We start from the raw sequence: 24,283 nt of genomic DNA on the forward strand, positions 1-24,283 counted from the left end.
CTGGACAGGACACATGCTTCGGGGTCATTCGCGTTCAGAAAAAAAGCGAAAGGGGTGAGACGACTGCCCCACCTCGCTCACTTCACAACTTGATCCAAGTCGCCTTCAGCTCGGTGTATTTGTCGAACGCATGCAGCGACTTGTCGCGGGCGTTGCCCGATTGCTTGAAGCCTCCGAAGGGCGCCGTCATGTCGCCGCCATCGTACTGATTGACCCAGACACTGCCCGCACGCAATGCACGCGCAGTGAGGTGGGCCTTGGACAGGTCGGACGTCCAGACCGCTGCTGCCAGACCGTAGGGTGTGTCGTTGGCGATCTGCACGGCTTCCTCGGCCGTATCGAAGGTCAGGACCGACAGAACGGGCCCGAAGATCTCCTCTTGAGCGATCTTCATCGCGTTGGTCACACCATCGAAGATGGTCGGTTCGACATAGGTGCCGCCCGTTTCCTGCAGAATACGGTTGCCGCCCACTACAAGCTTGGCACCATCGGTATGCCCGGCCTCGATGTACGACAGCACGGTGTTCATCTGCTGGGTGTCCACCAAAGCGCCGACGGTGGTTGCCGGGTCGAGCGGATGTCCGGGTTTCCAGGCTTTCAATGCCTCGATCACCATCGGCAGGAACGTGTCCTTGATGGAGCGCTCCACCAGCAGTCGCGAGCCTGCGGTGCAAACCTCACCCTGGTTGAACGCAATGGCGCTGGCGGCAGATTCAGCGGCCGCCTGCAGATCCGGCGCGTCGGCGAAGACGATGTTCGGGCTTTTACCGCCTGCCTCGAGCCAGATGCGTTTCATGTTCGATTCGCCTGCGTAAATCAGCAATTGTTTGGCGATCTTGGTCGAGCCGGTGAACACGGCGGTGTCCACGTCCATGTGCAGAGCGAGCGCCTTGCCGACGGTATGACCGTAGCCCGGCAGCACATTGAGCACGCCAGCGGGAATACCTGCCTCCACGGCCAACTGCGCGACGCGGATCGCGGTCAGTGGCGACTTTTCCGACGGCTTGAGGATGACCGAGTTGCCGCTGGACAATGCAGGGCCGAGTTTCCAGCACGCCATCAGCAGCGGGAAATTCCACGGTACGATGGCCGCCACTACGCCGACCGGCTCGCGGGTCACGAGACCCAGCTGGTCATGGGGCGTGGCCGCCACTTCGTCATAAAGCTTGTCGATGGCCTCGCCACTCCAACTCAACGCATTGGCCGAGCCCGGAATGTCGATGCCATAGGAGTCGCTGATCGGCTTGCCCATGTCGAGGGTTTCGAGCAGGGCCAGTTCTTCGACGTGTTCTTTGATCAGGGCAGCAAAACGCAGCATCGCGGCCTTGCGTTTGGCCGGCGCCAGGCGCGACCAGACCCCGGAAGTGAATGTTGCGCGAGCACTCTCGACCGCGCGCTGGGCGTCGGCGGCATCACAACTGGCGACTTTGGCGAGGAATCGGCCATCGACGGGGCTGATGCAATCGAACGTGGCACCCGATGCAGCTTGGGTGTATTCGCCATTGATGAAGGCGCGGCCTTCGATCTTCAACGCCTGGGCTCGTTGTTCCCAGTCAGCATGAGTCAGAGTGGTCATCGAATGTCCTCCTATGAAATTTGCACGCCCTGACGCTCATCAACCGCGCAACAGGACACCGCCTGACAGGCCGACGGTCAGCCAAAGGCATCCGTCACCCTAAACCAGCACCGAAGGAATTTCCAATATATTGGACAAAAATACGAGAAACGAGGTGTTATCGTGCATTTTATTCAACAGAGGCGTGTGAAGCAGGCCAATGGGAGCAATGACTCCCTCCTGCCCTCTAACGTCGTCCAGGCAGCAAGACTCAGGAGCTAACAACATGACTGTCGAAAGCATCGTCGATTTCAGCGAAGCCACCACTGGGGCGGAACGCTTCAAACCCGCCGCGGAAAAGGTCCTCAAGGGAGACCCGGAACAAACGATCTATAACCACTACAACAGCCCGTGCGGGCAAATGAGTGCTGGCGTTTGGGAAGGTGAGGTCGGGCAATGGAAGGTTAACTATACCGAGCACGAATACTGCGAGATTGTGCAGGGCGTGTCAGTGATCCGGGACGAGGACGGCCATGCAAAAACACTGCGGGCAGGCGACCGCTTCGTGATCCCCGCTGGATTCATGGGCACTTGGGAAGTCTTGGAGACATGCCGCAAGATTTACGTGGTGTTCGAACAGAAACCCTGATTCCCTTCGTCCGAGCTCTCAGGATGTAGCCAAAAACCACGCCCACAAAAAAGCCCGCATCGCTGCGGGCTCTTTTGCAAAAGAGAAAACCAATTACTTGATTTTGCCTTCTTTGTAGATCACGTGCTTACGAACAACCGGATCGTATTTCTTGATCTCGATTTTGTCCGGGGTAGTGCGCTTGTTCTTGTCAGTGGTGTAGAAGTGACCAGTGCCAGCGCTCGAAATCAAACGGATCAGTTCACGCATGATGCTCTCCTTAAACCTTTGCGCCGTCGCGGCGAATTTCGGCCAGAACGACATCAATGCCGCGCTTGTCGATGATGCGCATGCCTTTGGCAGATACGCGCAGACGTACGAAGCGTTTCTCGCTCTCAACCCAGAAGCGGTGATGCTGCAGGTTTGGCAGGAAACGACGACGGGTTTTGTTGTTTGCGTGGGAAATGTTATTCCCGGTTACCGGACCCTTACCGGTAACTTGACAGACTCTCGACATGCCTCAGCCCTCTAAAACCACATGCCCAACCCGGCATGGGTTGGCCGCTTAATCTCTCAGTCATTTGGCGCCAGGCGCCGCGTTTCTTCAGGGGTCTTACCGGCCACACCGACGGTGAAGGCAGCGGGCCCCTAGAAAAGAGCGCTGCTTTATACCAGAAAGGCTTGGGGGCAACAACACAAACGACGAATTACCTGAAAGAAAATCAGGCCATTTCCCTGCGCAGGGCCGCCGCCCAAGGGGATGAGCGGCACTCTACCATTCGTCGCGTTAAATAGAGCGCCTGGCTCGGATGCAAGGTCCATGGGGCTGGTGGCCGTGGCGGCTTGCAAAGGAGGGTCGACAGCCCCTAGGGTAGACCTCTTGCCAGACTGCACCGGCAGATGGGCCATTCTAGAAAGGAAAATCGCCATGCGCCTAGCCGCTTTACCCCTTTTGTTCGCCTCTCTGTCCCTGCCGCTGATGGCTCAGGCCGCAACGAGCCTGAGCGTCTGCACGGAAGCCAGCCCCGAGGGCTTCGACGTAGTGCAATACAACTCGCTGACCACCACCAATGCATCGGCCGATGTGTTGATGAACCGCCTGGTGGACTACGACGCACAGACCGGCAAGCTCGTCCCTAGCCTGGCGGAAAGCTGGAGCGTCTGGCCCGACGGCTTGACCTACGACTTCAAACTGCGCACCGGGGTGAAATTCCATCACACCGACTACTTTACCCCGACCCGCGACTTCAACTCGGCGGACGTGGTGTTCAGCTTCCAGCGCATGCTAGACCCGGCCAATCCGTGGAACAAAGTCGCCGTGCAGGGCTTCCCCCACGCCCAGTCGATGCAATGGCCCTCGCTGATCAAGAAAATCGAGGCGCCGGATGCCAATACCGTACGCATCACGCTGGATCATCCGGACGCAACCTTCCTCGCGACGCTGAGCATGGGCTTTGCCTCCATCTATTCGGCCGAGTACACGGCGCAGTTGCTGAAGGCAGGCACCCCTGAAAAGCTCAACGCCGAACCCATTGGCACCGGCCCCTTCATCTTCAAGCGTTTCCAGAAGGATTCCGTGGTGCGCTACGTCGCCAACCCTGACTATTTCGCCGGCAAGCCGAGCGTCGACACGCTGATCTATGCGATCACGCCCGATGCCAATGTGCGCTTGCAGCGGATCAAGCAGAACGAGTGTCAGATCGCGCTTTCTCCCAAACCGCTGGACGTGACCGAGGCGGGCAAGGATTCCAACCTGAAAGTCGAAAAGACCGACGCTTTCATGACCGCATTCCTGGCCATCAACAGCCAGCATCCACCGCTCGACAAGCCGGAAGTGCGTCAGGCGATCAACCTTGCCTTCGACAAGGACACCTACCTCAAAGCCGTATTCGAGGGCTCGGCACGCGCGGCCAATGGCCCGTACCCACCCAACACCTGGGGCTACGCCAGCGACTTGCCGGGCTACAAGCATGATGTCGCCAAAGCGAAGCAGCTTCTGGCCAAAGCCGGATTGAAGGACGGCTTCAAGACCACGCTGTGGACGCGTCCTTCCGGCAGCCTGCTGAACCCAAATCCGAGCGCGGGCGCGCAACTGCTGCAAAATGATCTGGCGGCCATCGGCATCAAGGCAGAGATCAAGGTGATTGAATGGGGTGAACTGATTCGTCGCGCTAAAACAGGGGAGCATGACCTGCTTTTCATGGGTTGGGCAGGCGATAACGGCGACCCGGACAATTTCCTGACACCGCAATTCTCCTGCGCTGCGGTCAAGTCCGGGACCAACTTCGCGCGGTATTGCGATGAAGGCCTGGACAAGCTGATCAGCCAAGGCAAGGCCGTGACCGATCAAGCCCAGCGCGCCAAGCTCTACCATCAGGCTCAAGCACAGATTCAACAACAAGCGCTGTGGCTGCCATTGGCTCATCCCACTGCCTTTGCACTGACCCGCAAGGACGTTGTGGGATACAGCGTCAGCCCATTCGGACGGCAGGAATTTTCGAAGGTGATGGTGAAGTAAAGGCGCCCGACCCGGACCGGCAGCGCTGTGGCGACGAATGCGTTCGCTGCCACAGCCATGCCACCCGCGAGCCCCTTACATGACGCCGTGCTCCACCATCGACAATGGATCGCCGTCGCCCACGATCAGGTGGTCCAGCACCCTGACATCGACCATGGCCAGCGCCTCCTTCAAAACCCGGGTCAGCTCGATGTCGGCATCGCTCGGGTCGGTCATGCCGGACGGATGGTTATGGCAAAGAATGACGCCGGCTGCGTTGTGGGCCAGCGCTCGCTTGACCACTTGCCGGGGGTGGACGTGTGCCACGTTGATCGAGCCGTGAAACAGCGACTCGAACGCCAGCACGCGGTTTTTACTGTCCAGAAACAGGCACCCGAACACCTCGTGGGGCTCGTGCCGAAGCAGCGCTTTGAGATAACTGCGCACTTGGGTGGGACTTTTCAGCGCCGAACCGCGCTTCAAACCCTCTCCCAAATGTCGTCGGGCCATTTCCATGACCGCCTGCAACTGCGCGTATTTGGCGGGGCCCAGCCCAAGTTCGTTACTGAACGTGGCGAGGTTGGCTTCCAGCAACGCACGCAGGCTGCCGAATTGACTTAACAAGTGCCGCGCCAGGTCCACTGCGCTTTTTCCGGACACGCCCGTGCGCAGAAAAATGGCAAGGAGTTCGGCATCCGAAAGACTCGCGGCACCTCGCTCCAGCAGCTTCTCCCGGGGCCGTTCCGCCGCGGGCCAATCGCGAATACTCATAGCACCTCCCTGTCAGTGGACGCCGCTGTCTCCGGGCGGTCGCTGTGCTATCTTAGCCATCTTTTTTACGCGTCGATTGGGCCCTGACCGGCCATAAGGTTGCCGCGTGTAACTCGACCTGAAGGCAGGCCTATGCAACGGCTGTATCGGAAACGCATCGTTCTCGGCGTAGGCGGCGGCATCGCGGCCTATAAAAGCGCCGAGCTGGTCCGCCGCTTGCGCGATCATGGAGCTGAAGTCCGCGTTGTGATGACCAAGGGCGGCGCCGAATTCATCACGCCCCTGACCATGCAAGCGCTGTCCGGGCATCCGGTCCACCTGGATCTGCTAGACCCCGCCGCCGAAGCAGCCATGGGCCATATCGAACTGGCCAAATGGGCGGACATGGTGCTCATCGCACCGGCAACTGCTGACTTGATCGCACGTCTGGCCCAAGGCATCGCCAATGATCTGCTGACCACAGTGGTGCTGGCCACCGACGCCATCGTCGCGGTCGCCCCAGCGATGAACCAGGCTATGTGGCGCGACCCATCGGTGCAAGCCAACCTGCAGGTGCTCGAATCCCGGGACTTTCGCCTGTTCGGGCCGGCCAGTGGCAGTCAGGCCTGTGGCGACGTGGGGTATGGCCGAATGCTGGAGCCCAACGACCTCGCCCAGTCCGCCGCCGACTGTTTCCAGCGTCTGAGCCTGACCGGCAAACACGTACTGATCACCGCCGGGCCGACTCAGGAAAACATCGACCCGGTGCGCTACATCACCAACCACAGCTCCGGCAAAATGGGCTTTGCCCTCGCTGAAGCCGCCGCAGAAGCCGGGGCCCGCGTCACGTTGGTGACAGGGCCGGTCAATCTGCAGACGCCAGACCGCGTGTCGCGCATCGATGTGGTCAGTGCGCGGGACATGCTTGCGGCCTGCGAAGCCGCCATGCCATGCGATCTGTTCATTGCTTCGGCAGCGGTCGCAGACTACCGCCCTGAAGTCATTGCCCCCCAAAAACTCAAGAAAGATCCTACGACCGGCGACGGCCTGCTGCTGCAAATGGTCCGTAACCCGGACATTCTTGCCACCATCGCCCAACGGGATGACCGCCCATTCAGTGTTGGTTTCGCCGCCGAGACCGAACATCTGCTCGACTACGCAGCGCGCAAGCTCAAGGACAAAAACCTTGATCTGATCGTCGCCAACGACGTCGCCAATCCCAGCATTGGCTTCAACAGCGAGGAAAACGCCTGCAGCGTAATCGACCGAGCGTTGAAGGAAACGCTCTTCGCCCAGACCAGCAAGGCCAAGATTGCCCGCCAGCTGGTGACTTTTATCGCCGAACGTTTGAACCAGGTTTAATCACGTATGCACGCTCTACAAGCCAAGATCCTCGACCCTCGCCTTGGCAGCGAATTCCCGCTTCCGGCTTACGCCACCACCGGCTCCGCCGGCCTGGACCTGCGCGCCATGCTCGAAGAGGACACCGTGCTGGAACCCGGCCAGACCCTCCTGATCCCCACGGGTCTGTCGATATACATTGCAGACCCCAGCCTCGCTGCGCTGATTCTGCCGCGTTCCGGGCTGGGCCATAAACACGGCATCGTCCTGGGTAATCTGGTGGGGCTGATCGATTCCGACTACCAAGGGCCTCTCATGGTCTCCTGCTGGAACCGTGGTCAGAGCGCGTTCAAGATTTCCGTCGGCGAGCGCTTGGCTCAACTGGTGCTCGTGCCCATCGTTCAGGCGCATTTCGAAGTGGTCGAGGCGTTTGACGAAAGCCAGCGCGGCGCGGGCGGCTTCGGCCATTCGGGCAGCCGCTGAGCCCACCAAGCGTCGATCCGGCGGGCCTTTCGTCGAATCTCCGAACCGGCATGGCAGGATGCTATAAACATACAACGCCCCAGGAAGTAACAGCAGGGAGAGTCAGGTTTGAAAGGCATCAAGCGCACAGCCAAGGCGAGCTCTCGCCCGGAAACGACTGACGCAACGATCAAGGACGCCCCTCTGAGCCTGGCAAGTCCCGGGCTGATTCCTTCACTCATTGGCTGGGTGGCCGCCGGTGTTCTGGTCTGGCTTGGCCTGCTCGGGCAACCCGAGGAAAAAGACCAATTGGCCCAGGCCTGGGGCACCGCCCAGGCAGGGGCGATTGGAAAGGCGCTGCGGCAGATCAACGCGGGAACCCAGGCTGCTGCGCTGGACCCGTCCCTCTCGCAAGCGTTGCAGAGCAACGATCCGGCTGCCATAGACACCGCCCAGGGGTCACTGAAATACCGCGACAGCGTCGTCGGTGCGCGGTTGAGCCCTTTGGGCTTAAACACGCCCGACACGTCCGCCTTGCCGATCAGCTTCGCCACGCTCGACATGCTCGCCAGCGCTGCCAAAGGTGAGGTTCCGCCGCCGGAAGCCCGGAAAGTGGGCGACAGTTGGCTGATCTACAGTGTCGCGCCAGTGCGTGCCACGGCGGATGGGCCGATTTCCGGGACCTTGCTGCTGGCTTACAAGCTGCAAAGGCTGACCAACGCGTTGCCGGACGCTCCAGCCGAAGTCGGCCAGATCGTGCTCAGTCAGCAGTTCGGCGATGCAACGGCGCAAAGCTTTCTTACACGAGGGCAGGCTGAAGGGGGGCGTGCGGTCGACTTCACCACCGGCTACCCCAACTGGAAGCTGACATTCACCCCCGGCCCTGCGCTGCAATCCTCCCCTCCCTCATTGATGCTTGCGCTGGCCGCCCTCGTGGCGCTTGGCAGCCTGCTCTTGGGGTTGTATCTGAACGAGAGTACGTTCAAACGGCGCGTCAAGGCCGATGCCAGACAACTGGAACAGCTGCTGCAAGAACTCTCCAGCGGAAAGGCCGTCAAACCCTTCGGCCTGAGCATGCCCGCCTTGAACGGCCTGGCTCAGAGCCTTGCAAGGCTCTCGCTGCGCCCTGCACCTGCGGCGCCTGCTTCGCCCTCCAGCCATGGCGCGGCAACTCCGAACCTAGATGCAACAGGCAGCTCGATGGACTTTTCATCAGTCGATGCCCCTGAAACGGAGCTGACGGACCCGCTGTTTCAGGACACCGACATTCTCGACATCGACCTGCTCGATGAGCCAAAGGATTTCCAGACGTCGGAGCAACCACCCGCAATGAGCAGTACAGTTTCCTATGCCCCCGAGTTTCCTGACTCGATTTTCCGCGCCTATGACATACGCGGCATCGTCGGCGAAACCCTGACAGGCGAAACGGCCTATTGGATCGGCCGGGCAGTCGGCGCCCAGAGCCTGGCGCAGGGCGAGCCGAACGTCTGCGTGGGGCGTGACGGGCGTCTTTCAGGGCCGGAACTGATCGCGCAATTGGTCAAAGGCTTGTACGACAGCGGCTGCAATGTCAGCGATGTCGGCCTCGTTCCTACTCCGGCTCTCTATTACGCCGCCAGCGTCCTTCAAGGCTGTACGGGCGTGATGCTGACCGGCAGTCACAACCCGAAGGATTACAACGGGTTCAAGATCGTCATCGCGGGCGACACCCTCGCGAACGAGCAGATCCAAGCGCTGCACGACCGCATCAAGCGCAACCACCTGCCTGCGGGGAAGGGCAGCGTCAGCAAGGTCGACATCCTCGATCTCTACTCGGGGCAGATCACCAACGACGTGGTCTTGGCGCGCCGCCTCAAGGTGGTGGTCGATTGCGGCAACGGCGCTGCGGGCGTGATCGCTCCGCAATTGCTGTCGGCGCTGAATTGCGAAGTGATCCCGCTATTCTGCGAGGTGGACGGTCATTTTCCGAATCACCATCCGGACCCGGGAAAACTGGAAAACCTTCAGGACTTGATCGCCAAGGTCAAGGAAACCGGCGCCGATGTAGGTTTGGCCTTCGACGGCGATGGTGATCGGGTAGGTGTCGTGACCAACGCGGGGAGCGTCGTATACCCCGATCGGCTGTTGATGCTGTTCGCGCGTGATGTGGTCAAGCGCAACCCGGGCGCCGATATCATCTTCGACGTGAAATGCACGCGCCGTCTGGTCCCGCTGATCCAAGCGTACGGCGGCCGTCCGGTGATGTGGAAAACCGGCCATTCGCTGATCAAGAAAAAGATGAAAGAGAGTGGCGCACTTCTGGCGGGTGAGATGAGCGGCCACATCTTCTTCAAAGAGCGCTGGTTCGGGTTCGACGACGGCATTTACAGCGCAGCACGGCTGCTGGAAATCCTCAGCCAGGAAACGCTCAGCGCCGAAGAACTGTTCCAGACGTTTCCGAATGACTTTTCGACGCCGGAGATCAACATCACGGTTACCGAGACGAGCAAGTTCAGCATCATGGAGGCGCTGGAGCGTGACGCGCAATGGGGCAATGCCAGCTTGACCAGCATTGATGGCGTGCGTGTCGATTATCCAAAAGGCTGGGGCCTGGTCCGCGCTTCCAATACCACGCCGGTGCTGGTATTACGGTTCGAAGCCGAGACCGAGGACGAGCTGCAGCGGATCAAGGACGTGTTCCATACCCAGTTGAAAACCGTAGCACCGGATCTAGAACTACCTTTTTGATCAACTTTTTGAGTGGAGCCCAAATGACCCTCGAACGCGATGCCGCATCCAACGCCGCCAAAGTCCTTTCCGAAGCCTTGCCCTACATTCGACGGTTCGTCGGCAAGACGCTGGTGATCAAGTACGGCGGCAATGCTATGGAAAGCGAAGAGCTGAAAACCGGCTTCGCGCGCGACATCGTGCTGATGAAAGCCGTGGGTATCAACCCGGTCGTGGTCCATGGCGGCGGTCCGCAGATCGGCGACCTGCTCAAGCGCCTGTCCATCGAAAGCCACTTCATCGATGGCATGCGCGTCACCGATGCACAGACCATGGACGTGGTTGAAATGGTTCTGGGCGGCCAAGTCAACAAAGACATCGTCAACTTGATCAACCGCCATGGCGGGAACGCCATCGGCCTGACCGGCAAAGACGCCCACCTGATCCGTGCCAAAAAGATGAACGTCACCCGCCAGACGCCGGAGATGACCAAACCGGAAATCATCGACATCGGCCATGTCGGCGAAGTCGTGGGTATCAACACCGAGCTGCTGAACATGCTGGTCAAAGGGGATTTCATCCCGGTCATCGCCCCGATTGGCGTAGGTGCCGACGGCGAGTCCTACAACATCAATGCCGATCTGGTCGCTGGCAAAGTGGCAGAAGCGCTCAAGGCCGAGAAGCTGATGCTGCTGACCAATATCGCCGGCCTGATGGACAAGGAAGGAAAGGTACTGACCGGCCTCACCACCGAACAGGTCAACGGCCTGATTGCCGATGGCACCATTTATGGCGGCATGCTGCCGAAGATCCGTTGCGCATTGGAAGCCGTGCAAGGCGGTGTGACCACCTCGCACATCATCGACGGTCGCGTGCCCAACGCCGTGTTGCTGGAGATCTTCACCGACACCGGCGTCGGCACGCTGATCAGCAACCGCAAGCGTCACTGACCGAGCCGATTCACCTTGTAGCGGTGCCGTCCAGCCGCACCGCTACAAGCCCGCCCGGTGGATCACTGCGCCAGCAACTGCTGCAATCGCGCCCGGTCCTGGGTGAAGTCAGCGTCCGCCTGCTGCCGGTTGGCCTGATAACGAAGGATATCCACCTTCAGATTCTGCTGTTGATCCCGCAAATCGTTCATCTGATCGAGAAGACCCTGCTGCACCGGGTGACCTGCCCGCTCCTGATCGGCGGCCTGCTTTTGCAGGGAAGCCTGCTGATTCGCAAGCGCTTGAATGTTGCCTTGGGCCACCGAAATGAGCGCGTCGATTTCCGCCAGCTTGCGCGCCCGCGCCCGTTCCACATCCGCTACACCGCTGTAGAGGTGCAACAATTGCGCGTCGGCATCGGACTGGATCTTGGCCGCCTGAGCAGCCGCTTGGGCCTTGCGCGCCTGATCGGCCGTGGGCGCAGGCGGGATCACTTGAATCACTCGGCCCCGCTGATTCAGCACTTCGTAGCCCTTGCCGGCGTACTCGGCGGGTACACCCTGGCGATCGAGCACCGTAACGCCGCGACTGTCGACATAGCGATAGAACACAATGCCCGGCCCGTCATCGGCCAGAGCGCCTGCAACGCACCCCATGCCCAACGAGAACCAGAGCCCTGCAGCGCATAGCTTCTTGAGCATAAGAAGGAGAATCCTCTGGCAATCAGACGCCGTATTGAGCCCGGTACGCTTCCACCGCAGGCAAATGCTGCTTGAGCTGCGGATCGTCGGCCAGAAACTCCAGCACCTGATTCAGCGACACGATGCTGACCACCGGAATACCGAAGTCGCGCTCGACTTCCTGAATGGCCGAAAGCTCGCCATTACCCCGTTCTTGACGGTTCAGCGCAATCAGCACGCCTGCTGCAGTGGCGCCCTGCGCCTTGATGATCTGCATGACTTCGCGAATGGCGGTGCCTGCAGTGATCACGTCATCGATGATCAGCACGTTGCCGGTCAACGGCGCGCCCACCAGACTGCCCCCTTCGCCGTGGTCCTTGGCCTCCTTGCGGTTGAAGCACCATGGCAAGTCCAGCGCGTGCTGATCGGCCAACGCCACGGCCGTTGCGGCCGCCAAGGGAATGCCTTTGTAAGCCGGACCGAACAGTACGTCGAAGGAAATGCCGCTTTCAACGACCGCCGCCGCGTAGAACTTACCCAGTTGGGCCAGTGCAGAACCGCTGTTGAAAAGACCGGCATTGAAGAAGTAAGGACTGGTGCGTCCCGACTTCAAAGTGAACTCACCGAAACGCAAAACCCCGCGATCGATGGCAAAACGAATGAATTCGCGCTGATACGCCTGCATGAAAAAAGCCCCGAATACCACGGATTTAGCTAATTAGGTAGAGCTCGGGTATCATACACGCACGTGATTTTTGGGGCCATTTATGCGGATCATCAGTGTGAACGTTAATGGTATTCAGGCTGCAGTCGAGCGTGGTTTGCTCAGTTGGCTGCAAGCCCAGAATGCCGACGTCATCTGCCTTCAGGACACCCGCGCCTCTGCCTTTGAACTGGACGATCCGGCCTACCAGCTGGACGGCTACTTTCTGTATGCCTGCGATGCCGAAGTTCCCGCCCAGGGCGGTGTGGCACTGTATTCGCGGCTGCAGCCAAAGGCGGTGATCAACGGTCTGGGCTTTGAAACAGCCGACCGCTATGGGCGTTACCTGCAGGCCGATTTCGACAAAGTCAGTATTGCGACCTTGCTGCTGCCCTCTGGCATGAACGGCGATGAGGACTTGAACCAGAAGTTCAAGCTCATGGACGACTTCGGCAAATACCTGGACAAGCAACGCCGCAAACGTCGTGAGTACATTTATTGCGGCTCGCTTTACGTTGCGCAGCAGAAGCTGGACATCAAGAACTGGCGCGACAGCCAGCAGTCGCCAGGCTTCCTTGCGCCGGAACGCGCCTGGATGGATGAGATCGTCGGTAACATGGGTTATGTCGATGCCCTGCGCGAAGTCAGCCGGGAAGGCGACCAGTACAGCTGGTGGCCGGATAACGAACAGGCCGAAATGCTCAACCTGGGCTGGCGGTTCGACTACCAATTGCTGACCCCGGGCCTGCGCCGTTTCGTACGCAGCGCACGCCTGCCACGCCAGCCGCGCTTCTCGCAGCACGCACCGCTGATCGTGGACTACGACTGGACGTTGACCATCTGACGTCCCGCTCGCCCAAAAGAAAGCCGACGTGAAGTCGGCTTTTGTTTGCCTGGCGTCTGGTCCGGGAAGGCTGACGACAGCATTGTTTGGCGATTATTTGATCAACCGCCAGGTAAACGGATACCGATAGGCGATTCCGTCATTGACCTTGATGCCGGCGATAATGGTCAGCACCAGCGCACCTACGCCAACCAACATCAGCAGTGGAAAGCCAATCACGACGATCATCAGCAGAAAGCAGATCATCGCCGCAATGGCCACGGTGATCTGAAAGTTGAGCGCTTCCTTGCCCTGGGCATCGATGAAAGGATCGGTTTCCTTCTTCAATTGCCAGACGATCAGCGGCCCCAAGAGATTGCCAAAAGGGAAAATCAGCCCGAAAAACGCGGCGAAGTGGCACAGCATGGCCCACTGGCGAACTTCCTTGCTCGGGAGGGGTAAAGGCGTCTGGTCGATCATCGTGCGGGCCCTGTCTGGAGGTAATGGGGTCGGTCAGTCGGCCAGCGCCGCTTTCTGCAAGTCGAAAATCTGACTCATGCCCTGCTGCGCGAGCGCCAGCATGGCATTGAGTTCGTCCGGCTGGAAGGGTGCGCCTTCGGCCGTGCCCTGGACTTCGATGAAGCCACCGGCACTGGTCATGACCACGTTCAAATCCGTCTCGGCGGCGGAGTCCTCCAAGTAGTCCAGGTCCAGCACAGGCTCGCCCTGGTACATGCCGACCGACACCGCTGCGATCATCTGCTTCAGCGGATCGCCGCCCTTCAGGCCGCCGCGCTTCTTGATCGCTTTCAAGGCGTCGACCAGCGCAACCATGGCACCCGTAATCGATGCGGTGCGGGTACCGCCATCGGCTTGGATCACGTCGCAATCGACATACAAGGTGATATCGCCCAGCTTGGACATATCCAGCGCAGCGCGCAGCGAACGCCCGATCAAACGCTGGATTTCCAACGTCCGGCCGCCCTGCTTGCCCTTGCTCGCTTCGCGCTGGTTACGCTCGCCGGTCGAACGCGGCAACATGCCGTATTCCGCGGTCAGCCAGCCTTGGCCCTGACCTTTGAGGAAACGTGGAACGCCATTCTCGACGCTGACGGTGCAGATCACCTTGGTGTCGCCGAACTCGACCAGGACAGAACCCTCGGCGTGCTTGGTGTAGTTGCGGGTGATGCGGATCGAGCGAAGCTGATCGGCAACGCGACCACTTGGACGTTTCATCTGGGATACCTGTACTGAGACGGAAAACTGACCTGCATTATAGAGGTGCAAGCTCACGCTTGGGGCATCAAATCATTGCACAGCGATCGTCGGGACCAGGACACGGCCACCCAAATGGCTGTCCTCGCCAGGCGCAAGGCATCGCCGATCGTATGCGATAACGCCACATTTGGGCGCACACCTTGCTCTGAGCTACAATCTTGCGCCTTTACAGCCGGTCGCTTCTTTACGACTTCATCAGGTGCGGGTTGCTCGCCCTTTTTAGGCTGATCCTGACTTTTACAGAGGTACTTCCCATGGTGCACAGCATGACGGCTTTCGCCCGTGCCGAACGAGCGGGCTCACAAGGCACGCTGAGCTGGGAACTGCGCTCGGTCAACCATCGCTACCTCGAACCCCACCTGCGCCTGCCCGAGTCTTTCCGCGATTTGGAGGGCGCTGTCCGTGAGGCCCTGCGGCAGGGCCTGTCCCGGGGCAAGGTCGAATGCACCTTGCGCTTCACTGAGGAAAACGCGGGCAAACCGCTGCAAGTGGACCGTGAGCGCGCCGGCCAACTGGTGGCTGCCGCTGAAGTCGTCGCGGGCCTGATCAAACAGCCTGCGGCGCTCAATCCACTTGAAGTGCTGGCCTGGCCAGGCGTACTGGTCGCCGATGCCGCCGACCCCCAAGCCCTGAATAACGATGCAATGGCCCTGTTCAACGAAGCCCTTGACGAGTTGAAGGCCGGCAGAGCGCGCGAAGGCGCGGACTTGGCCAAACTTCTCGACGAACGGCTTTCGTCGATCAAAGCGGAAGTGGCCACACTGCGCACCCTCGTGCCCCAGATGCTGGCTGCCCAACGTCAGAAAATTCTCGACCGTTTCACCGACATGAAGGCCGAACTCGACCCGCAGCGCCTGGAACAGGAAATGGTCCTGCTGGCACAGAAAAGCGATGTAGCCGAAGAGCTCGACCGCTTGAGCACGCATGTGACTGAAGTGCGGCGCGTGCTCAAGGCCGGCGGACAGGCTGGGCGGCGGCTGGATTTCCTGATGCAGGAACTCAACCGCGAAGCGAACACCCTGGGCTCCAAAGCCTTCGACCCTCGCAGCACTCAGGCTGCGGTCAACCTGAAAGTGCTGATCGAGCAGATGCGCGAACAAGTGCAGAACATTGAGTAAGGCCCGACACGACATGACCCATAGCACCGGCACGCTGTACATCATTTCTGCCCCATCGGGTGCAGGCAAGACCAGTCTGGTCAAAGCCCTGATCGATGCCCAGCCGCAGATCCGCGTCTCTGTTTCCCACACCACTCGCGCCATGCGCCCCGGCGAAGTGGACGGCGTGAACTATCACTTCGTCGACCGTGCCGAATTCGTGCGCATGATCGAGCACGGCGATTTTCTCGAACAGGCGGAAGTCTTCGGCAACCTGTACGGCACATCGCAGAGCCGTCTGCAGCAGACATTGGACGAGGGGCACGACCTGATTCTCGAGATCGACTGGCAGGGCGCCGAGCAGGTCCGTCGGTTGATGCCCCATGCCCGGTCGATCTTCATTCTGCCGCCGACCCAGCAAGCGCTGCGCCAGCGCCTGACCAACCGCGGACAGGACAGCGACGACATCATCGAGGGGCGCATGCGCGAAGCTGTCAGTGAGATGAGTCATTACGTCGAGTACGACTACATCGTCATCAACGATGATTTCGCGACAGCCCTCGAAGATTTGAAAGCCATTTTCCGCGCCAACCTGCTGAGTCAGGAACATCAGCAGCAGCGCCACGCCGAGCTGCTGGCCCAACTGTTGGCATGAGCTTGCAGGAGCGCGCTTGCCCGCGATAGCGTCAGACCAGAAACCAGCCTGTCTCTGACGTATAGCTATCGCGGGCAAACGCGCTTTTACAGGAGACGTGTACGGCACGCTGTAGCGCGTGAAAACCGACCGCTCGTGGCGTGCCGCTTGAAGCTTGTGGCTGACCACTTGTAAACTACCGAGTCCGCTCGCCCATCCGGGCACCGCGCATCCGCATTTGCTACGAGGAATACCCATGGCCCGCGTGACCGTTGAAGACTGCCTGGAACATGTAGATAACCGCTTCGAGCTGGTCATGCTCGCCACCAAACGCTCGCGTCAACTGGCGACTGGCGGCAAGGAGCCGAAGCTGGCCTGGGAAAACGACAAGCCCACCGTTGTTGCCCTGCGTGAAATCGCAGCGGGTCTGATGGACTACTCCGTCATTGCAGAAGCTGAAATCGTTGAAGATGAACCACTGTTCGCTGCGTTCGAGGACGAGTCCAACGAGGCCGTCTAAGCCTATGCCTGGTCGACGTAGCAAGGCGCAGGGTCACAGTCTTCGGCAAGGAGTTCCATCTTGCCGAGCATAGACGCCCTCGCCGATCGCCTCTCGACCTACCTCGGCGCCGACCAGGTCAACCTGGTTCGCCGGGCGTATTTCTACGCCGAACAAGCCCACGACGGCCAACGCCGTCGCAGCGGCGAAGCCTACGTCACCCATCCGCTGGCGGTGGCCAATATCCTTGCCGATATGCACATGGACCATCAGAGCCTGATGGCCGCGATGCTGCATGACGTGATCGAAGACACCGGCATCGCCAAGGAAGCGCTCAGTGCGCAATTCGGCGAAACCGTGGCCGAACTGGTCGACGGGGTCAGCAAACTGACCCAGATGAACTTCGAAACGAAGGCCGAAGCCCAAGCGGAAAACTTCCAGAAGATGGCCATGGCCATGGCGCGGGACATCCGCGTGATCCTGGTCAAGCTCGCCGACCGTCTGCACAACATGCGCACGCTGGAAGTACTCTCGGGCGAAAAACGGCGTCGCATTGCCAAGGAAACCCTCGAAATCTATGCGCCCATCGCCAATCGTCTTGGCATGCACAACGTGCGCATCGAATTCGAAGACCTGGGCTTCAAGGCCATGTACCCCATGCGCTCCTCGCGCATCGGTCAAGCGGTCAAGCGCGCTCGCGGCAATCGCAAGGAACTGGTCAACAAGATCGAAGAATCCCTCGCCCATTGCCTGGTGGTAGATGGCATACAAGGCGATGTCAGCGGGCGGCAGAAACATTTGTACGGCATCTACAAGAAGATGCGCGGCAAGCGCCGGGCTTTCACCGAAATCATGGACGTCTATGCGTTCAGGATCATCGTCGACAAGGTCGATACCTGCTATCGCGTACTTGGCGCTGTACATAATTTGTACAAACCGCTACCCGGCCGCTTCAAGGACTACATCGCAATCCCTAAGGCCAACGGCTATCAGTCGCTGCATACCACCCTGTTCGGCATGCATGGAGTTCCCATCGAGATCCAGATTCGCACCCGCGAGATGGAAGAGATGGCCAACAACGGCATCGCCGCCCACTGGCTGTACAAATCTTCCGGCGACGAGCAACCCAAAGGTACCCATGCCCGTGCCCGTCAGTGGGTCAAGGGCGTGCTGGAGATGCAGCAGCGGGCGGGCAACTCGCTGGAATTCATCGAGAGCGTAAAGATCGACCTGTTCCCCGACGAGGTCTACGTATTCACGCCCAAGGGCCGAATCATGGAGCTGCCGAAAGGCTCCACGGCCGTTGACTTCGCGTATGCCGTGCATACCGATGTGGGCAACAGCTGCATCGCCTGTCGGATCAATCGGCGACTGGCGCCGCTGTCAGAGCCCCTGCAGAGCGGTTCGACCGTCGAGATCGTCAGCGCGCCTGGCGCACGCCCCAACCCGGCATGGCTCAATTTCGTGGTGACCGGCAAGGCGCGCACCCACATTCGCCATGCATTGAAACTTCAGCGCCGGTCTGAATCCATCAGCCTGGGCGAGCGCCTGCTCAATAAGGTGCTGAACGGTTTCGACAGCAGCCTGGAGAAGGTTCCGCACGAACGCCTTCAGGCAATCCTCGCCGAATACCGGGTGGAGGTCATCGAAGACCTGCTCGAGGACATCGGCCTTGGCAATCGCATGGCCTACGTGGTGGCACGTCGACTGCTGGCCAGCGAAACCGAAGAGTTGCCGACCGCGGAAGGTCCGCTGGCGATTCGCGGCACTGAAGGCCTGGTGCTCAGTTACGCCAAATGCTGCACGCCGATCCCGGGTGACCCGATCGTCGGCCATTTGTCGGCTGGCAAGGGGATGGTCGTGCACTTGGACAATTGCCGAAACATCAGTGAAATCCGCCACAACCCGGAAAAATGCATCCAGCTTTCCTGGGCCAAGGACGTCACCGGTGAATTCAACGTCGAGCTGCGGGTGGAGCTGGAACACCAGCGCGGCCTGATCGCCTTGCTGGCCAGCAGCGTCAACGCGGCCGACGGCAACATCGAGAAAATCAGCATGGACGAGCGCGACGGTCGTATCAGCGTGGTCCAACTGGTGGTCAGCGTGCACGACCGTGTGCACCTGGCCCGCGTGATCAAGAAACTGCGCGCCCTGGCCGGGGTGATCCGCATCACCCGCATGCGCGCGTAGCCCACCGCCCACAGGAGTTTTTCATGAGCAAGACCGTTATCTCCAGCGACAAAGCCCCTGCCGCCATCGGCACGTACTCTCAGGCGATCAAAGCTGGCAATACTGTCTATATGTCCGGCCAGATCCCGCTGGACCCGAAAACCATGGAGTTGGTCGAAGGTTTCGAAGCCCAGACCGTTCAAGTCTTCGAAAACCTCAAGGCAGTCGCCGAAGCGGCAGGCGGCTCGTTCAAGGACATCGTCAAGTTAAACATTTTCCTGACCGACCTGAGCCACTTCGCCAAGGTCAACGAAATCATGGGCAAGTATTTCGAACAACCTTACCCGGCGCGTGCAGCCATCGGCGTCGCTGCGCTGCCACGCGGTGCGCAAGTCGAAATGGATGCTGTGCTGGTCATCGACTGATCCTCTCGCGGAGCGTGCCCGCGCTCCGCTATCCCCTTAACTCAGGAAGGACTCCGCCATGCCGATGCGCGTCGCGTTCGCCCTCTCGCTGTTGGCCGCGCTGCTGAGCGGCTGCGCCAGCCACTCCAACAAAACTCCCGACGGTGTCTGGATCAACCAGGCGGCTATCGATGCGGCGGCCGAGGGCGGAAATCTTCGCCAGTCGCTGCTGGCTTACGGCCCGACCCTGGAATGGAACATCAATACTGCCGCAGGCCAGGCCACCGCGTATAACGGCTTCGAGCTGACCGAAGGCAAGATTGCCAAAGATCCACAAGGGGCGTGGAAGGTCAATGTCTACGGCAGCGCCTCTGACGAATTGAAACTCAAAGGTGACGAACTGGTGCAAAGCGCCACCGATTCAGGACCTGAGCAGCATTTCCGCACGCCAAAAGAGCCAGCCCAGGCGGGTGCACAGCCCGGAAGCAGTTTCGAGCGTGCGCTGTACTCGGCCTATCTGGGTGGTAAATGGACCATCGTCAATGGCGAGGGGCAAGGCAGCGTGGTCGAGTTCGCTCCGGACGGCAGCGTCACTGGCCTGCCAGGGAATGACCGGTATGCACTGTGCCTTGCGGGCGACTGCGCGGCCATGAGTGGCGAATACGACAGCATGTGGCTGGAAAGAAACGAGCGTGGCAATCCCTGGGTGTTTGTGCGCCAAGGCAAGCAACTGGAGATTTTCCAAGCGGTGAACAACGCTCAACCCACCGAAATGCCTGACCTGCGCCCTGGCGAACGGCATTGGGTGCTGGAAAAGAACTGAACGGCGCAAACGGGTTGTCGATGGGAGAGAATGCGCTCCCATCGATGAATCGCCATCCACCGATCAGATAGGGTCGGCCGCCAGCATGGCCTCGTACCCCTCTTTGTAGCTCGCGTACCGAGGCGCCCAACCCAAGGCTTTCGCCCGAGCATTGCTGCAGCGCTTGCTCCCCGCTCGCCTCACGCTGTTCTCATCAGACCAGCGCGTGACGCCCAGCCGCTGCCGCATCCAGTCCACCACCTCCGCCAACGGAGCGGGAGCGTCGTCCACACCCAGGTAGCAGTCATCCAGCGCCACGCCTCGCGCATCCGCCTGAAGCAAGAACGCCAAAAGTCCCGCCGCATCGTCTGCGTGAATACGGTTGCCGTATAACGGCGGGTCGACGGCGACGCTGTACCCCTGACGCACCCGGTTCATCAAATCGCTGCGGCCAGGACCATAGATACCCGTCAGTCGGACAACACTCGCAGGCCACCCGCTGGCCAGCGCCACCTGTTCCGCCTCCCGCATGATGCGTCCCGAAAAACCGTCAGCCTCGGCCGGCGAAGCCTCGTCGACCCACTCGCCACCCTGCTGTCCGTACACGCTACTGCTGGAGACGAAGACCACCCGTCTGGGCTTCTGTCCGCTTCGCTGGATCCAGCCCAGCACATGATGCAGCCCCTGTACGTAAGCGGCACGATAGCCTGCCTCGTCCCGCTCGCTGGGGGTGGCGCAGTACACGAGGTAGTCGATTCGACCGTCGGGCCACTGGTCGGGCATACGCGCGTCGAACAAGTCGGCTGTCACCCCCTGCACGCCTCTCGGCAGCTTTGCAGTGGTTCTGCGCAGCCCGTATACCGTCCACCCCGAAGCAAGCACCTGCGTCGCAAGACGGCTCCCGATATCGCCACATCCTGCAATCAAAACCGATGGCCCAGCCATGCCTCGCTCTCCACATCAAAAATCGTTCGAACCCGTAAATAAAGGGCGTCATGCGACCATCGGGACGCATTCACGTTAAAAAAAGATACTCTATTACTTTTGTTAACAAGAATTACTTGCAATAATGACGGCCCTTTGTTCTTCTCCGCTCGCCTCGCGCAGCGTGACGCATTCAGAACGGATACACCTTTCACATCAGGTCGGGCCAGCATGACATTCACTCAATCCCCCGCTTCCTCAATCACGTCTTCGGGTCTGCCACGCGCAGCGCGCGTCATCGCGGCGCTGCTGTTCAGCCTGATGCTCTCGCCTCTTGCACTCGCCGACTCTTCCGCTCCGGCGCCGACGCCTGCCACACAATCTTCAACGCCAGCGCCTGCCGCTCCAGTGGACACTGCCGCGGCACCTGCCGTTCAGGATCTTGCATCGCCCGCTCCTTCGGAGTCCGAAGCTGCCGCCGAAGATAACACTCTGGGCATGTCTCACGACCTGTCGCCATGGGGCATGTACAAGAATGCAGACGTGGTCGTCAAAGCGGTCATGATCGGCCTGGCGATCGCCTCGATCGTCACCTGGACCATCTGGATCGCCAAAGGCCTGGAATTGCTGGGCGCCAAGCGCCGCCTGAAGGCCGAAATTGCCGCCCTCAAACGCGCGCGCACACTCGACGAAGCCAGCGCCGGCGCCAAGAAGGAAGGGACATTGGCCCACCTGCTGGTTCACGATGCGTTGGAAGAGATGCACCTGTCGACCAACAGCCGGGAACGCGAAGGCATCAAGGAGCGCGTCAGTTTCCGTCTGGAGCGGCTCGTCGCAGCCTGCGGTCGCAACATGAGCATGGGCACTGGTGTTCTCGCGACCATCGGCTCGACCGCACCGTTCGTTGGTCTGTTCGGCACCGTGTGGGGCATCATGAACAGCTTCATCGGCATCGCCAAGACCCAGACCACCAACCTCGCCGTGGTCGCGCCGGGTATTGCCGAAGCCCTGCTGGCCACGGCACTGGGGCTGGTGGCCGCCATTCCTGCCGTCGTCATCTATAACGTCTTCGCCCGCTCCATCGCCGGCTACAAAGCCCAGGTGTCGGATGCGTCGGCTCAGGTCCTGCTGCTGGTCAGCCGAGACTTGGATCACCAGCCGACCGCCGAGCGTAGCCCGGCACCGCACATGGTCAAGATGGGGTAAACCATGGGCCTGCATCTCAACGAAGGTGGCGATGACCTCGCCGAGAACCACGAAATCAACGTGACGCCGTTCATCGACGTCATGTTGGTGCTGCTGATCATCTTCATGGTAGCCGCGCCGCTGGCGACGGTGGACATCAAAGTCGACCTGCCTGCCTCCACGGCGAAGCCTGCACCAAGGCCCGAGAAGCCTGTATTCCTGAGCGTCAAAGCCGATCAGAGCCTGTACCTGGGTGACGAAAAAGTCGCGCGCGAGCAGATCGGCCCCGTGCTGGACGTCAAGACCAAGGGCAAGAAAGACACGACTATTTTCTTCCAGGCCGATAAGGGCGTGGATTACGGCGACCTGATGGAGGTCATGAATCTGCTGCGCGGTGCCGGTTACCTGAAGGTCGGTCTCGTGGGTCTCGAGACGGTTGGTAAGAAATGATCAATACGCGCCAAAAACTGACGCGCTATAGCGGTAGTCTGTTGTTGGTGCTGGCGGTCCATGCTGTGGCGATTTTCGTTGCGCTGCACTGGTCCGCGCCGCAGGCCATCGAACTGCCTCCGGCGGCGATGATGATCGAGCTGGCACCCGTTCCGGAGCCCGCGCCGCCGCCACCGCCGAAAGTGGTTCAACCACCGCAGCCGCCTGCGCCGGAAGAGCCTCCGCCGATTCCGCCTGTTGCCGAAGCGCCGAAGCCTGAAATCGCGGTTCCAAAGCCGGTCAAGCCAAAGCCGAAACCCCAACCACCCAAGCCGGTGAAAAAGGTCGAGCCGCCGAAGGAAGAGAAGCCTGCCGATGAGAAGCCGGTAGACACGCCTCCCTCCAACGCCAAGCCGGAAAAATCGGCAGCCCCCGAGCAAGCGCCTCCCGCGCCGCCGAGTACTGCGCTGCCGACGTGGCAGGGCGATTTGCTGCGCCATCTGGCCAAGTACAAGCGCTATCCGGAAGATGCGCGTCGTCGTGGCATGCAAGGCATCAACCGTCTGCGCTTCGTGGTGGATGGGGAAGGCCGCGTTCTGTCGTATGAAATCGCAGGCGGTTCGGGCAGTGCGTCGCTGGACAGGGCCACGCTGGAAATGATCCGCCGCGCCCAGCCGCTGCCCAAGCCACCGGCCGAATTGCTCAACAACGGCACTCTGGAAGTCGTCGCACCCTTCGTTTATTCGCTGGATAAACGTTGAAACGTTGATTTTGCGACGACAGAGGGTTTGATAACGTGCGTCTATCGATTGCACCCGCTATGCTGGGGCCGCAACTTCATGGACGCACGCTATGACCCTCACAGAATTGCGCTATATCGTTACCCTCGCCCAAGAGCAGCACTTCGGCCATGCCGCCGAGCGCTGCCATGTCAGCCAGCCGACCCTGTCGGTGGGCGTGAAGAAGCTGGAAGATGAACTCGGTGTGCTGATTTTCGAGCGCAGCAAGAGTGCAGTACGTCTGACGCCGGTTGGCGAGGGCATCGTCGCTCAAGCGCAGAAAGTGCTCGAACAGGCCCAAGGCATTCGTGAACTTGCCCAGACGGGCAAGAACCAGTTGACCGCTCCGCTGAAAGTCGGCGCGATCTACACCGTCGGGCCTTATCTGTTCCCACACCTGATCCCGCAGTTGCATCGGGTCGCGCCGCAGATGCCGCTGTACATCGAAGAAAACTTCACCCACGTATTGCGCGACAAGCTGCGCAACGGCGAACTGGACGCGATCATCATCGCGCTGCCATTCAACGAAGCCGACGTCCTGACCATGTCGCTTTACGATGAGCCGTTCTACGTGCTCATGCCGGCAGAACACCCCTGGACCCAGAAACAGACCATCGATGCCTCGGCCCTCAATGACAAGAGCCTGCTACTGCTCGGGGAAGGTCACTGCTTCCGCGATCAGGTGCTGGAAGCCTGTCCGACGCTGGTCAAGGGGGGCGATAGCAGCAAGCACACCACGGTGGAATCCAGCTCCTTGGAAACCATCCGCCACATGGTCGCCTCTGGCCTGGGGGTTTCGATCCTGCCGATGTCGGCCGTCGACAGCCACCACTATGCCCCAGGCGTGATCGAGGTTCGTCCACTGTCGGCGCCGGTGCCGTTCCGCACGGTCGCCATCGCATGGCGGGCAAGCTTCCCGCGCCCCAAAGCCATTGAAATCCTCGCCGATTCGATCCGTCTGTGTTCCGTTGCTCGCCCCAAAGCGCAGGCACAAGCGAGCTAAGTGGCG

Annotated in this window: 26 protein-coding genes; 17 read left to right on the forward strand and 9 right to left on the reverse strand. The window is 60.3% G+C overall.

The window, feature by feature from the left end; translation table 11 throughout:
* Positions 1 to 82: 82 nt before the first annotated feature.
* Positions 83 to 1,576 (reverse strand): aldehyde dehydrogenase, encoded by a 1,494-nt coding sequence (locus tag N5D61_RS06200; RefSeq protein ID WP_279891432.1) that lies wholly within the window; start codon positions 1,574 to 1,576, stop codon positions 83 to 85.
* Positions 1,577 to 1,841: 265 nt separating this feature from the next.
* Between N5D61_RS06200 and N5D61_RS06205 the strand changes: the two genes are divergently transcribed.
* Entirely contained in the window at positions 1,842 to 2,204 is a 363-nt protein-coding gene (locus N5D61_RS06205) for a cupin domain-containing protein (protein WP_279891433.1), read from the forward strand.
* Between the two features lie 93 nt (positions 2,205 to 2,297).
* Here the strand turns inward: N5D61_RS06205 and rpmG are convergent, their stop codons facing one another.
* Positions 2,298 to 2,453, reverse strand: a complete 156-nt coding sequence (gene rpmG / locus N5D61_RS06210) for a 50S ribosomal protein L33 (protein ID WP_003177274.1) — start codon at positions 2,451 to 2,453, stop codon at positions 2,298 to 2,300.
* Between the two features lie 10 nt (positions 2,454 to 2,463).
* On the reverse strand, positions 2,464 to 2,700 hold the full coding sequence (gene rpmB, locus N5D61_RS06215; protein ID WP_108236194.1) for a 50S ribosomal protein L28: 237 nt from the start codon (positions 2,698 to 2,700) through the stop codon (positions 2,464 to 2,466).
* A gap of 411 nt (positions 2,701 to 3,111) precedes the next feature.
* On the opposite strand from rpmB, the gene N5D61_RS06220 reads away from it, so the two are divergent.
* Entirely contained in the window at positions 3,112 to 4,701 is a 1,590-nt protein-coding gene (locus N5D61_RS06220) for an ABC transporter substrate-binding protein (protein ID WP_279891435.1), read from the forward strand.
* Positions 4,702 to 4,776: 75 nt separating this feature from the next.
* Here the strand turns inward: N5D61_RS06220 and radC are convergent, their stop codons facing one another.
* Positions 4,777 to 5,451 (reverse strand): DNA repair protein RadC, encoded by a 675-nt coding sequence (radC, locus tag N5D61_RS06225; protein WP_108236196.1) that lies wholly within the window; start codon positions 5,449 to 5,451, stop codon positions 4,777 to 4,779.
* Positions 5,452 to 5,583: 132 nt separating this feature from the next.
* On the opposite strand from radC, the gene coaBC reads away from it, so the two are divergent.
* The 4 genes from coaBC to argB all read left to right on the forward strand — a co-directional run bounded on the left by coaBC (position 5,584) and on the right by argB (position 10,889).
* Positions 5,584 to 6,792, forward strand: coding sequence for a bifunctional phosphopantothenoylcysteine decarboxylase/phosphopantothenate--cysteine ligase CoaBC (coaBC, locus tag N5D61_RS06230; protein ID WP_108236197.1), 1,209 nt, complete (start codon positions 5,584 to 5,586; stop codon positions 6,790 to 6,792).
* A 6-nt stretch (positions 6,793 to 6,798) separates the two neighbouring features.
* The gene (dut, locus tag N5D61_RS06235; protein WP_108236198.1) at positions 6,799 to 7,254 is read left to right on the forward strand and encodes a dUTP diphosphatase; all 456 of its coding nucleotides are present in this window, start codon (positions 6,799 to 6,801) and stop codon (positions 7,252 to 7,254) included.
* A 1,308-nt stretch (positions 7,255 to 8,562) separates the two neighbouring features.
* The gene (locus tag N5D61_RS06240; protein WP_279891618.1) at positions 8,563 to 9,960 is read left to right on the forward strand and encodes a phosphomannomutase/phosphoglucomutase; all 1,398 of its coding nucleotides are present in this window, start codon (positions 8,563 to 8,565) and stop codon (positions 9,958 to 9,960) included.
* 23 nt (positions 9,961 to 9,983) lie between these two features.
* On the forward strand, positions 9,984 to 10,889 hold the full coding sequence (gene argB / locus N5D61_RS06245) for an acetylglutamate kinase (protein ID WP_279891438.1): 906 nt from the start codon (positions 9,984 to 9,986) through the stop codon (positions 10,887 to 10,889).
* Between the two features lie 62 nt (positions 10,890 to 10,951).
* Here the strand turns inward: argB and N5D61_RS06250 are convergent, their stop codons facing one another.
* Both N5D61_RS06250 and pyrE read right to left on the reverse strand, forming a co-directional pair.
* The gene (locus tag N5D61_RS06250; protein WP_279891620.1) at positions 10,952 to 11,524 is read right to left on the reverse strand and encodes a DUF4124 domain-containing protein; all 573 of its coding nucleotides are present in this window, start codon (positions 11,522 to 11,524) and stop codon (positions 10,952 to 10,954) included.
* A 67-nt stretch (positions 11,525 to 11,591) separates the two neighbouring features.
* Positions 11,592 to 12,233, reverse strand: coding sequence for an orotate phosphoribosyltransferase (gene pyrE / locus N5D61_RS06255; protein WP_108236424.1), 642 nt, complete (start codon positions 12,231 to 12,233; stop codon positions 11,592 to 11,594).
* Between the two features lie 82 nt (positions 12,234 to 12,315).
* Between pyrE and N5D61_RS06260 the strand changes: the two genes are divergently transcribed.
* Entirely contained in the window at positions 12,316 to 13,095 is a 780-nt protein-coding gene (locus tag N5D61_RS06260; RefSeq protein ID WP_062379788.1) for an exodeoxyribonuclease III, read from the forward strand.
* 93 nt (positions 13,096 to 13,188) lie between these two features.
* Here the strand turns inward: N5D61_RS06260 and N5D61_RS06265 are convergent, their stop codons facing one another.
* Both N5D61_RS06265 and rph read right to left on the reverse strand, forming a co-directional pair.
* Positions 13,189 to 13,554, reverse strand: coding sequence for a DUF4870 domain-containing protein (locus N5D61_RS06265; protein WP_279891440.1), 366 nt, complete (start codon positions 13,552 to 13,554; stop codon positions 13,189 to 13,191).
* Positions 13,555 to 13,587: 33 nt separating this feature from the next.
* The gene (rph, locus tag N5D61_RS06270; protein ID WP_108236203.1) at positions 13,588 to 14,310 is read right to left on the reverse strand and encodes a ribonuclease PH; all 723 of its coding nucleotides are present in this window, start codon (positions 14,308 to 14,310) and stop codon (positions 13,588 to 13,590) included.
* Positions 14,311 to 14,606: 296 nt separating this feature from the next.
* Between rph and N5D61_RS06275 the strand changes: the two genes are divergently transcribed.
* The 6 genes from N5D61_RS06275 to N5D61_RS06300 all read left to right on the forward strand — a co-directional run bounded on the left by N5D61_RS06275 (position 14,607) and on the right by N5D61_RS06300 (position 19,978).
* Positions 14,607 to 15,470 (forward strand): YicC/YloC family endoribonuclease, encoded by an 864-nt coding sequence (locus N5D61_RS06275; protein WP_108236204.1) that lies wholly within the window; start codon positions 14,607 to 14,609, stop codon positions 15,468 to 15,470.
* A 13-nt stretch (positions 15,471 to 15,483) separates the two neighbouring features.
* A complete protein-coding gene (gene gmk / locus N5D61_RS06280) occupies positions 15,484 to 16,104 on the forward strand; it encodes a guanylate kinase (protein ID WP_108236205.1) in 621 nt (206 codons plus the stop codon).
* A gap of 235 nt (positions 16,105 to 16,339) precedes the next feature.
* Positions 16,340 to 16,603 carry a DNA-directed RNA polymerase subunit omega gene (gene rpoZ, locus N5D61_RS06285; protein WP_108236206.1) on the forward strand — a complete coding sequence of 88 codons (264 nt, stop codon included), beginning with the start codon at positions 16,340 to 16,342 and terminating at the stop codon, positions 16,601 to 16,603.
* Between the two features lie 60 nt (positions 16,604 to 16,663).
* On the forward strand, positions 16,664 to 18,772 hold the full coding sequence (gene spoT, locus N5D61_RS06290) for a bifunctional GTP diphosphokinase/guanosine-3',5'-bis pyrophosphate 3'-pyrophosphohydrolase (RefSeq protein WP_279891444.1): 2,109 nt from the start codon (positions 16,664 to 16,666) through the stop codon (positions 18,770 to 18,772).
* Positions 18,773 to 18,795: 23 nt separating this feature from the next.
* Positions 18,796 to 19,176 carry a RidA family protein gene (locus tag N5D61_RS06295; protein WP_108236208.1) on the forward strand — a complete coding sequence of 127 codons (381 nt, stop codon included), beginning with the start codon at positions 18,796 to 18,798 and terminating at the stop codon, positions 19,174 to 19,176.
* Between the two features lie 64 nt (positions 19,177 to 19,240).
* Positions 19,241 to 19,978 (forward strand): hypothetical protein, encoded by a 738-nt coding sequence (locus tag N5D61_RS06300; RefSeq protein WP_108236425.1) that lies wholly within the window; start codon positions 19,241 to 19,243, stop codon positions 19,976 to 19,978.
* A 63-nt stretch (positions 19,979 to 20,041) separates the two neighbouring features.
* Here the strand turns inward: N5D61_RS06300 and N5D61_RS06305 are convergent, their stop codons facing one another.
* Entirely contained in the window at positions 20,042 to 20,902 is an 861-nt protein-coding gene (locus N5D61_RS06305; protein WP_279891447.1) for an NAD-dependent epimerase/dehydratase family protein, read from the reverse strand.
* A gap of 210 nt (positions 20,903 to 21,112) precedes the next feature.
* Between N5D61_RS06305 and exbB the strand changes: the two genes are divergently transcribed.
* The 4 genes from exbB to N5D61_RS06325 all read left to right on the forward strand — a co-directional run bounded on the left by exbB (position 21,113) and on the right by N5D61_RS06325 (position 24,277).
* On the forward strand, positions 21,113 to 22,087 hold the full coding sequence (gene exbB / locus N5D61_RS06310) for a tonB-system energizer ExbB (protein WP_108236210.1): 975 nt from the start codon (positions 21,113 to 21,115) through the stop codon (positions 22,085 to 22,087).
* A gap of 3 nt (positions 22,088 to 22,090) precedes the next feature.
* On the forward strand, positions 22,091 to 22,516 hold the full coding sequence (gene exbD / locus N5D61_RS06315) for a TonB system transport protein ExbD (protein WP_279891450.1): 426 nt from the start codon (positions 22,091 to 22,093) through the stop codon (positions 22,514 to 22,516).
* Entirely contained in the window at positions 22,513 to 23,256 is a 744-nt protein-coding gene (locus N5D61_RS06320) for an energy transducer TonB (RefSeq protein ID WP_279891451.1), read from the forward strand. The genes exbD and N5D61_RS06320 overlap by 4 nt, the downstream gene beginning before the upstream one ends.
* A 91-nt stretch (positions 23,257 to 23,347) precedes the next feature.
* Positions 23,348 to 24,277, forward strand: a complete 930-nt coding sequence (locus N5D61_RS06325; RefSeq protein ID WP_108236213.1) for a hydrogen peroxide-inducible genes activator — start codon at positions 23,348 to 23,350, stop codon at positions 24,275 to 24,277.
* Positions 24,278 to 24,283: the final 6 nt, after the last annotated feature.

The organism is Pseudomonas sp. GD03842, assembly GCF_029841165.1.
Classification (GTDB): Bacteria; Pseudomonadota; Gammaproteobacteria; order Pseudomonadales; family Pseudomonadaceae; genus Aquipseudomonas.

Bases quoted from the DNA above. Each gene is read 5' to 3' on its own strand.
- N5D61_RS06200 (WP_279891432.1), bottom strand. From the start codon at position 1,576: ATGACCACTCTGACTCATGCTGACTGGGAACAACGAGCCCAGGCGTTG.
- N5D61_RS06205 (WP_279891433.1), top strand. From the start codon at position 1,842: ATGACTGTCGAAAGCATCGTCGATTTCAGCGAAGCCACCACTGGGGCG.
- rpmG (WP_003177274.1), bottom strand. From the start codon at position 2,453: ATGCGTGAACTGATCCGTTTGATTTCGAGCGCTGGCACTGGTCACTTC.
- rpmB (WP_108236194.1), bottom strand. From the start codon at position 2,700: ATGTCGAGAGTCTGTCAAGTTACCGGTAAGGGTCCGGTAACCGGGAAT.
- N5D61_RS06220 (WP_279891435.1), top strand. From the start codon at position 3,112: ATGCGCCTAGCCGCTTTACCCCTTTTGTTCGCCTCTCTGTCCCTGCCG.
- radC (WP_108236196.1), bottom strand. From the start codon at position 5,451: ATGAGTATTCGCGATTGGCCCGCGGCGGAACGGCCCCGGGAGAAGCTG.
- coaBC (WP_108236197.1), top strand. From the start codon at position 5,584: ATGCAACGGCTGTATCGGAAACGCATCGTTCTCGGCGTAGGCGGCGGC.
- dut (WP_108236198.1), top strand. From the start codon at position 6,799: ATGCACGCTCTACAAGCCAAGATCCTCGACCCTCGCCTTGGCAGCGAA.
- N5D61_RS06240 (WP_279891618.1), top strand. From the start codon at position 8,563: ATGAGCAGTACAGTTTCCTATGCCCCCGAGTTTCCTGACTCGATTTTC.
- argB (WP_279891438.1), top strand. From the start codon at position 9,984: ATGACCCTCGAACGCGATGCCGCATCCAACGCCGCCAAAGTCCTTTCC.
- N5D61_RS06250 (WP_279891620.1), bottom strand. From the start codon at position 11,524: ATGGGGTGCGTTGCAGGCGCTCTGGCCGATGACGGGCCGGGCATTGTG.
- pyrE (WP_108236424.1), bottom strand. From the start codon at position 12,233: ATGCAGGCGTATCAGCGCGAATTCATTCGTTTTGCCATCGATCGCGGG.
- N5D61_RS06260 (WP_062379788.1), top strand. From the start codon at position 12,316: ATGCGGATCATCAGTGTGAACGTTAATGGTATTCAGGCTGCAGTCGAG.
- N5D61_RS06265 (WP_279891440.1), bottom strand. From the start codon at position 13,554: ATGATCGACCAGACGCCTTTACCCCTCCCGAGCAAGGAAGTTCGCCAG.
- rph (WP_108236203.1), bottom strand. From the start codon at position 14,310: ATGAAACGTCCAAGTGGTCGCGTTGCCGATCAGCTTCGCTCGATCCGC.
- N5D61_RS06275 (WP_108236204.1), top strand. From the start codon at position 14,607: ATGGTGCACAGCATGACGGCTTTCGCCCGTGCCGAACGAGCGGGCTCA.
- gmk (WP_108236205.1), top strand. From the start codon at position 15,484: ATGACCCATAGCACCGGCACGCTGTACATCATTTCTGCCCCATCGGGT.
- rpoZ (WP_108236206.1), top strand. From the start codon at position 16,340: ATGGCCCGCGTGACCGTTGAAGACTGCCTGGAACATGTAGATAACCGC.
- N5D61_RS06295 (WP_108236208.1), top strand. From the start codon at position 18,796: ATGAGCAAGACCGTTATCTCCAGCGACAAAGCCCCTGCCGCCATCGGC.
- N5D61_RS06300 (WP_108236425.1), top strand. From the start codon at position 19,241: ATGCGCGTCGCGTTCGCCCTCTCGCTGTTGGCCGCGCTGCTGAGCGGC.
- N5D61_RS06305 (WP_279891447.1), bottom strand. From the start codon at position 20,902: ATGGCTGGGCCATCGGTTTTGATTGCAGGATGTGGCGATATCGGGAGC.
- exbB (WP_108236210.1), top strand. From the start codon at position 21,113: ATGACATTCACTCAATCCCCCGCTTCCTCAATCACGTCTTCGGGTCTG.
- exbD (WP_279891450.1), top strand. From the start codon at position 22,091: ATGGGCCTGCATCTCAACGAAGGTGGCGATGACCTCGCCGAGAACCAC.
- N5D61_RS06320 (WP_279891451.1), top strand. From the start codon at position 22,513: ATGATCAATACGCGCCAAAAACTGACGCGCTATAGCGGTAGTCTGTTG.
- N5D61_RS06325 (WP_108236213.1), top strand. From the start codon at position 23,348: ATGACCCTCACAGAATTGCGCTATATCGTTACCCTCGCCCAAGAGCAG.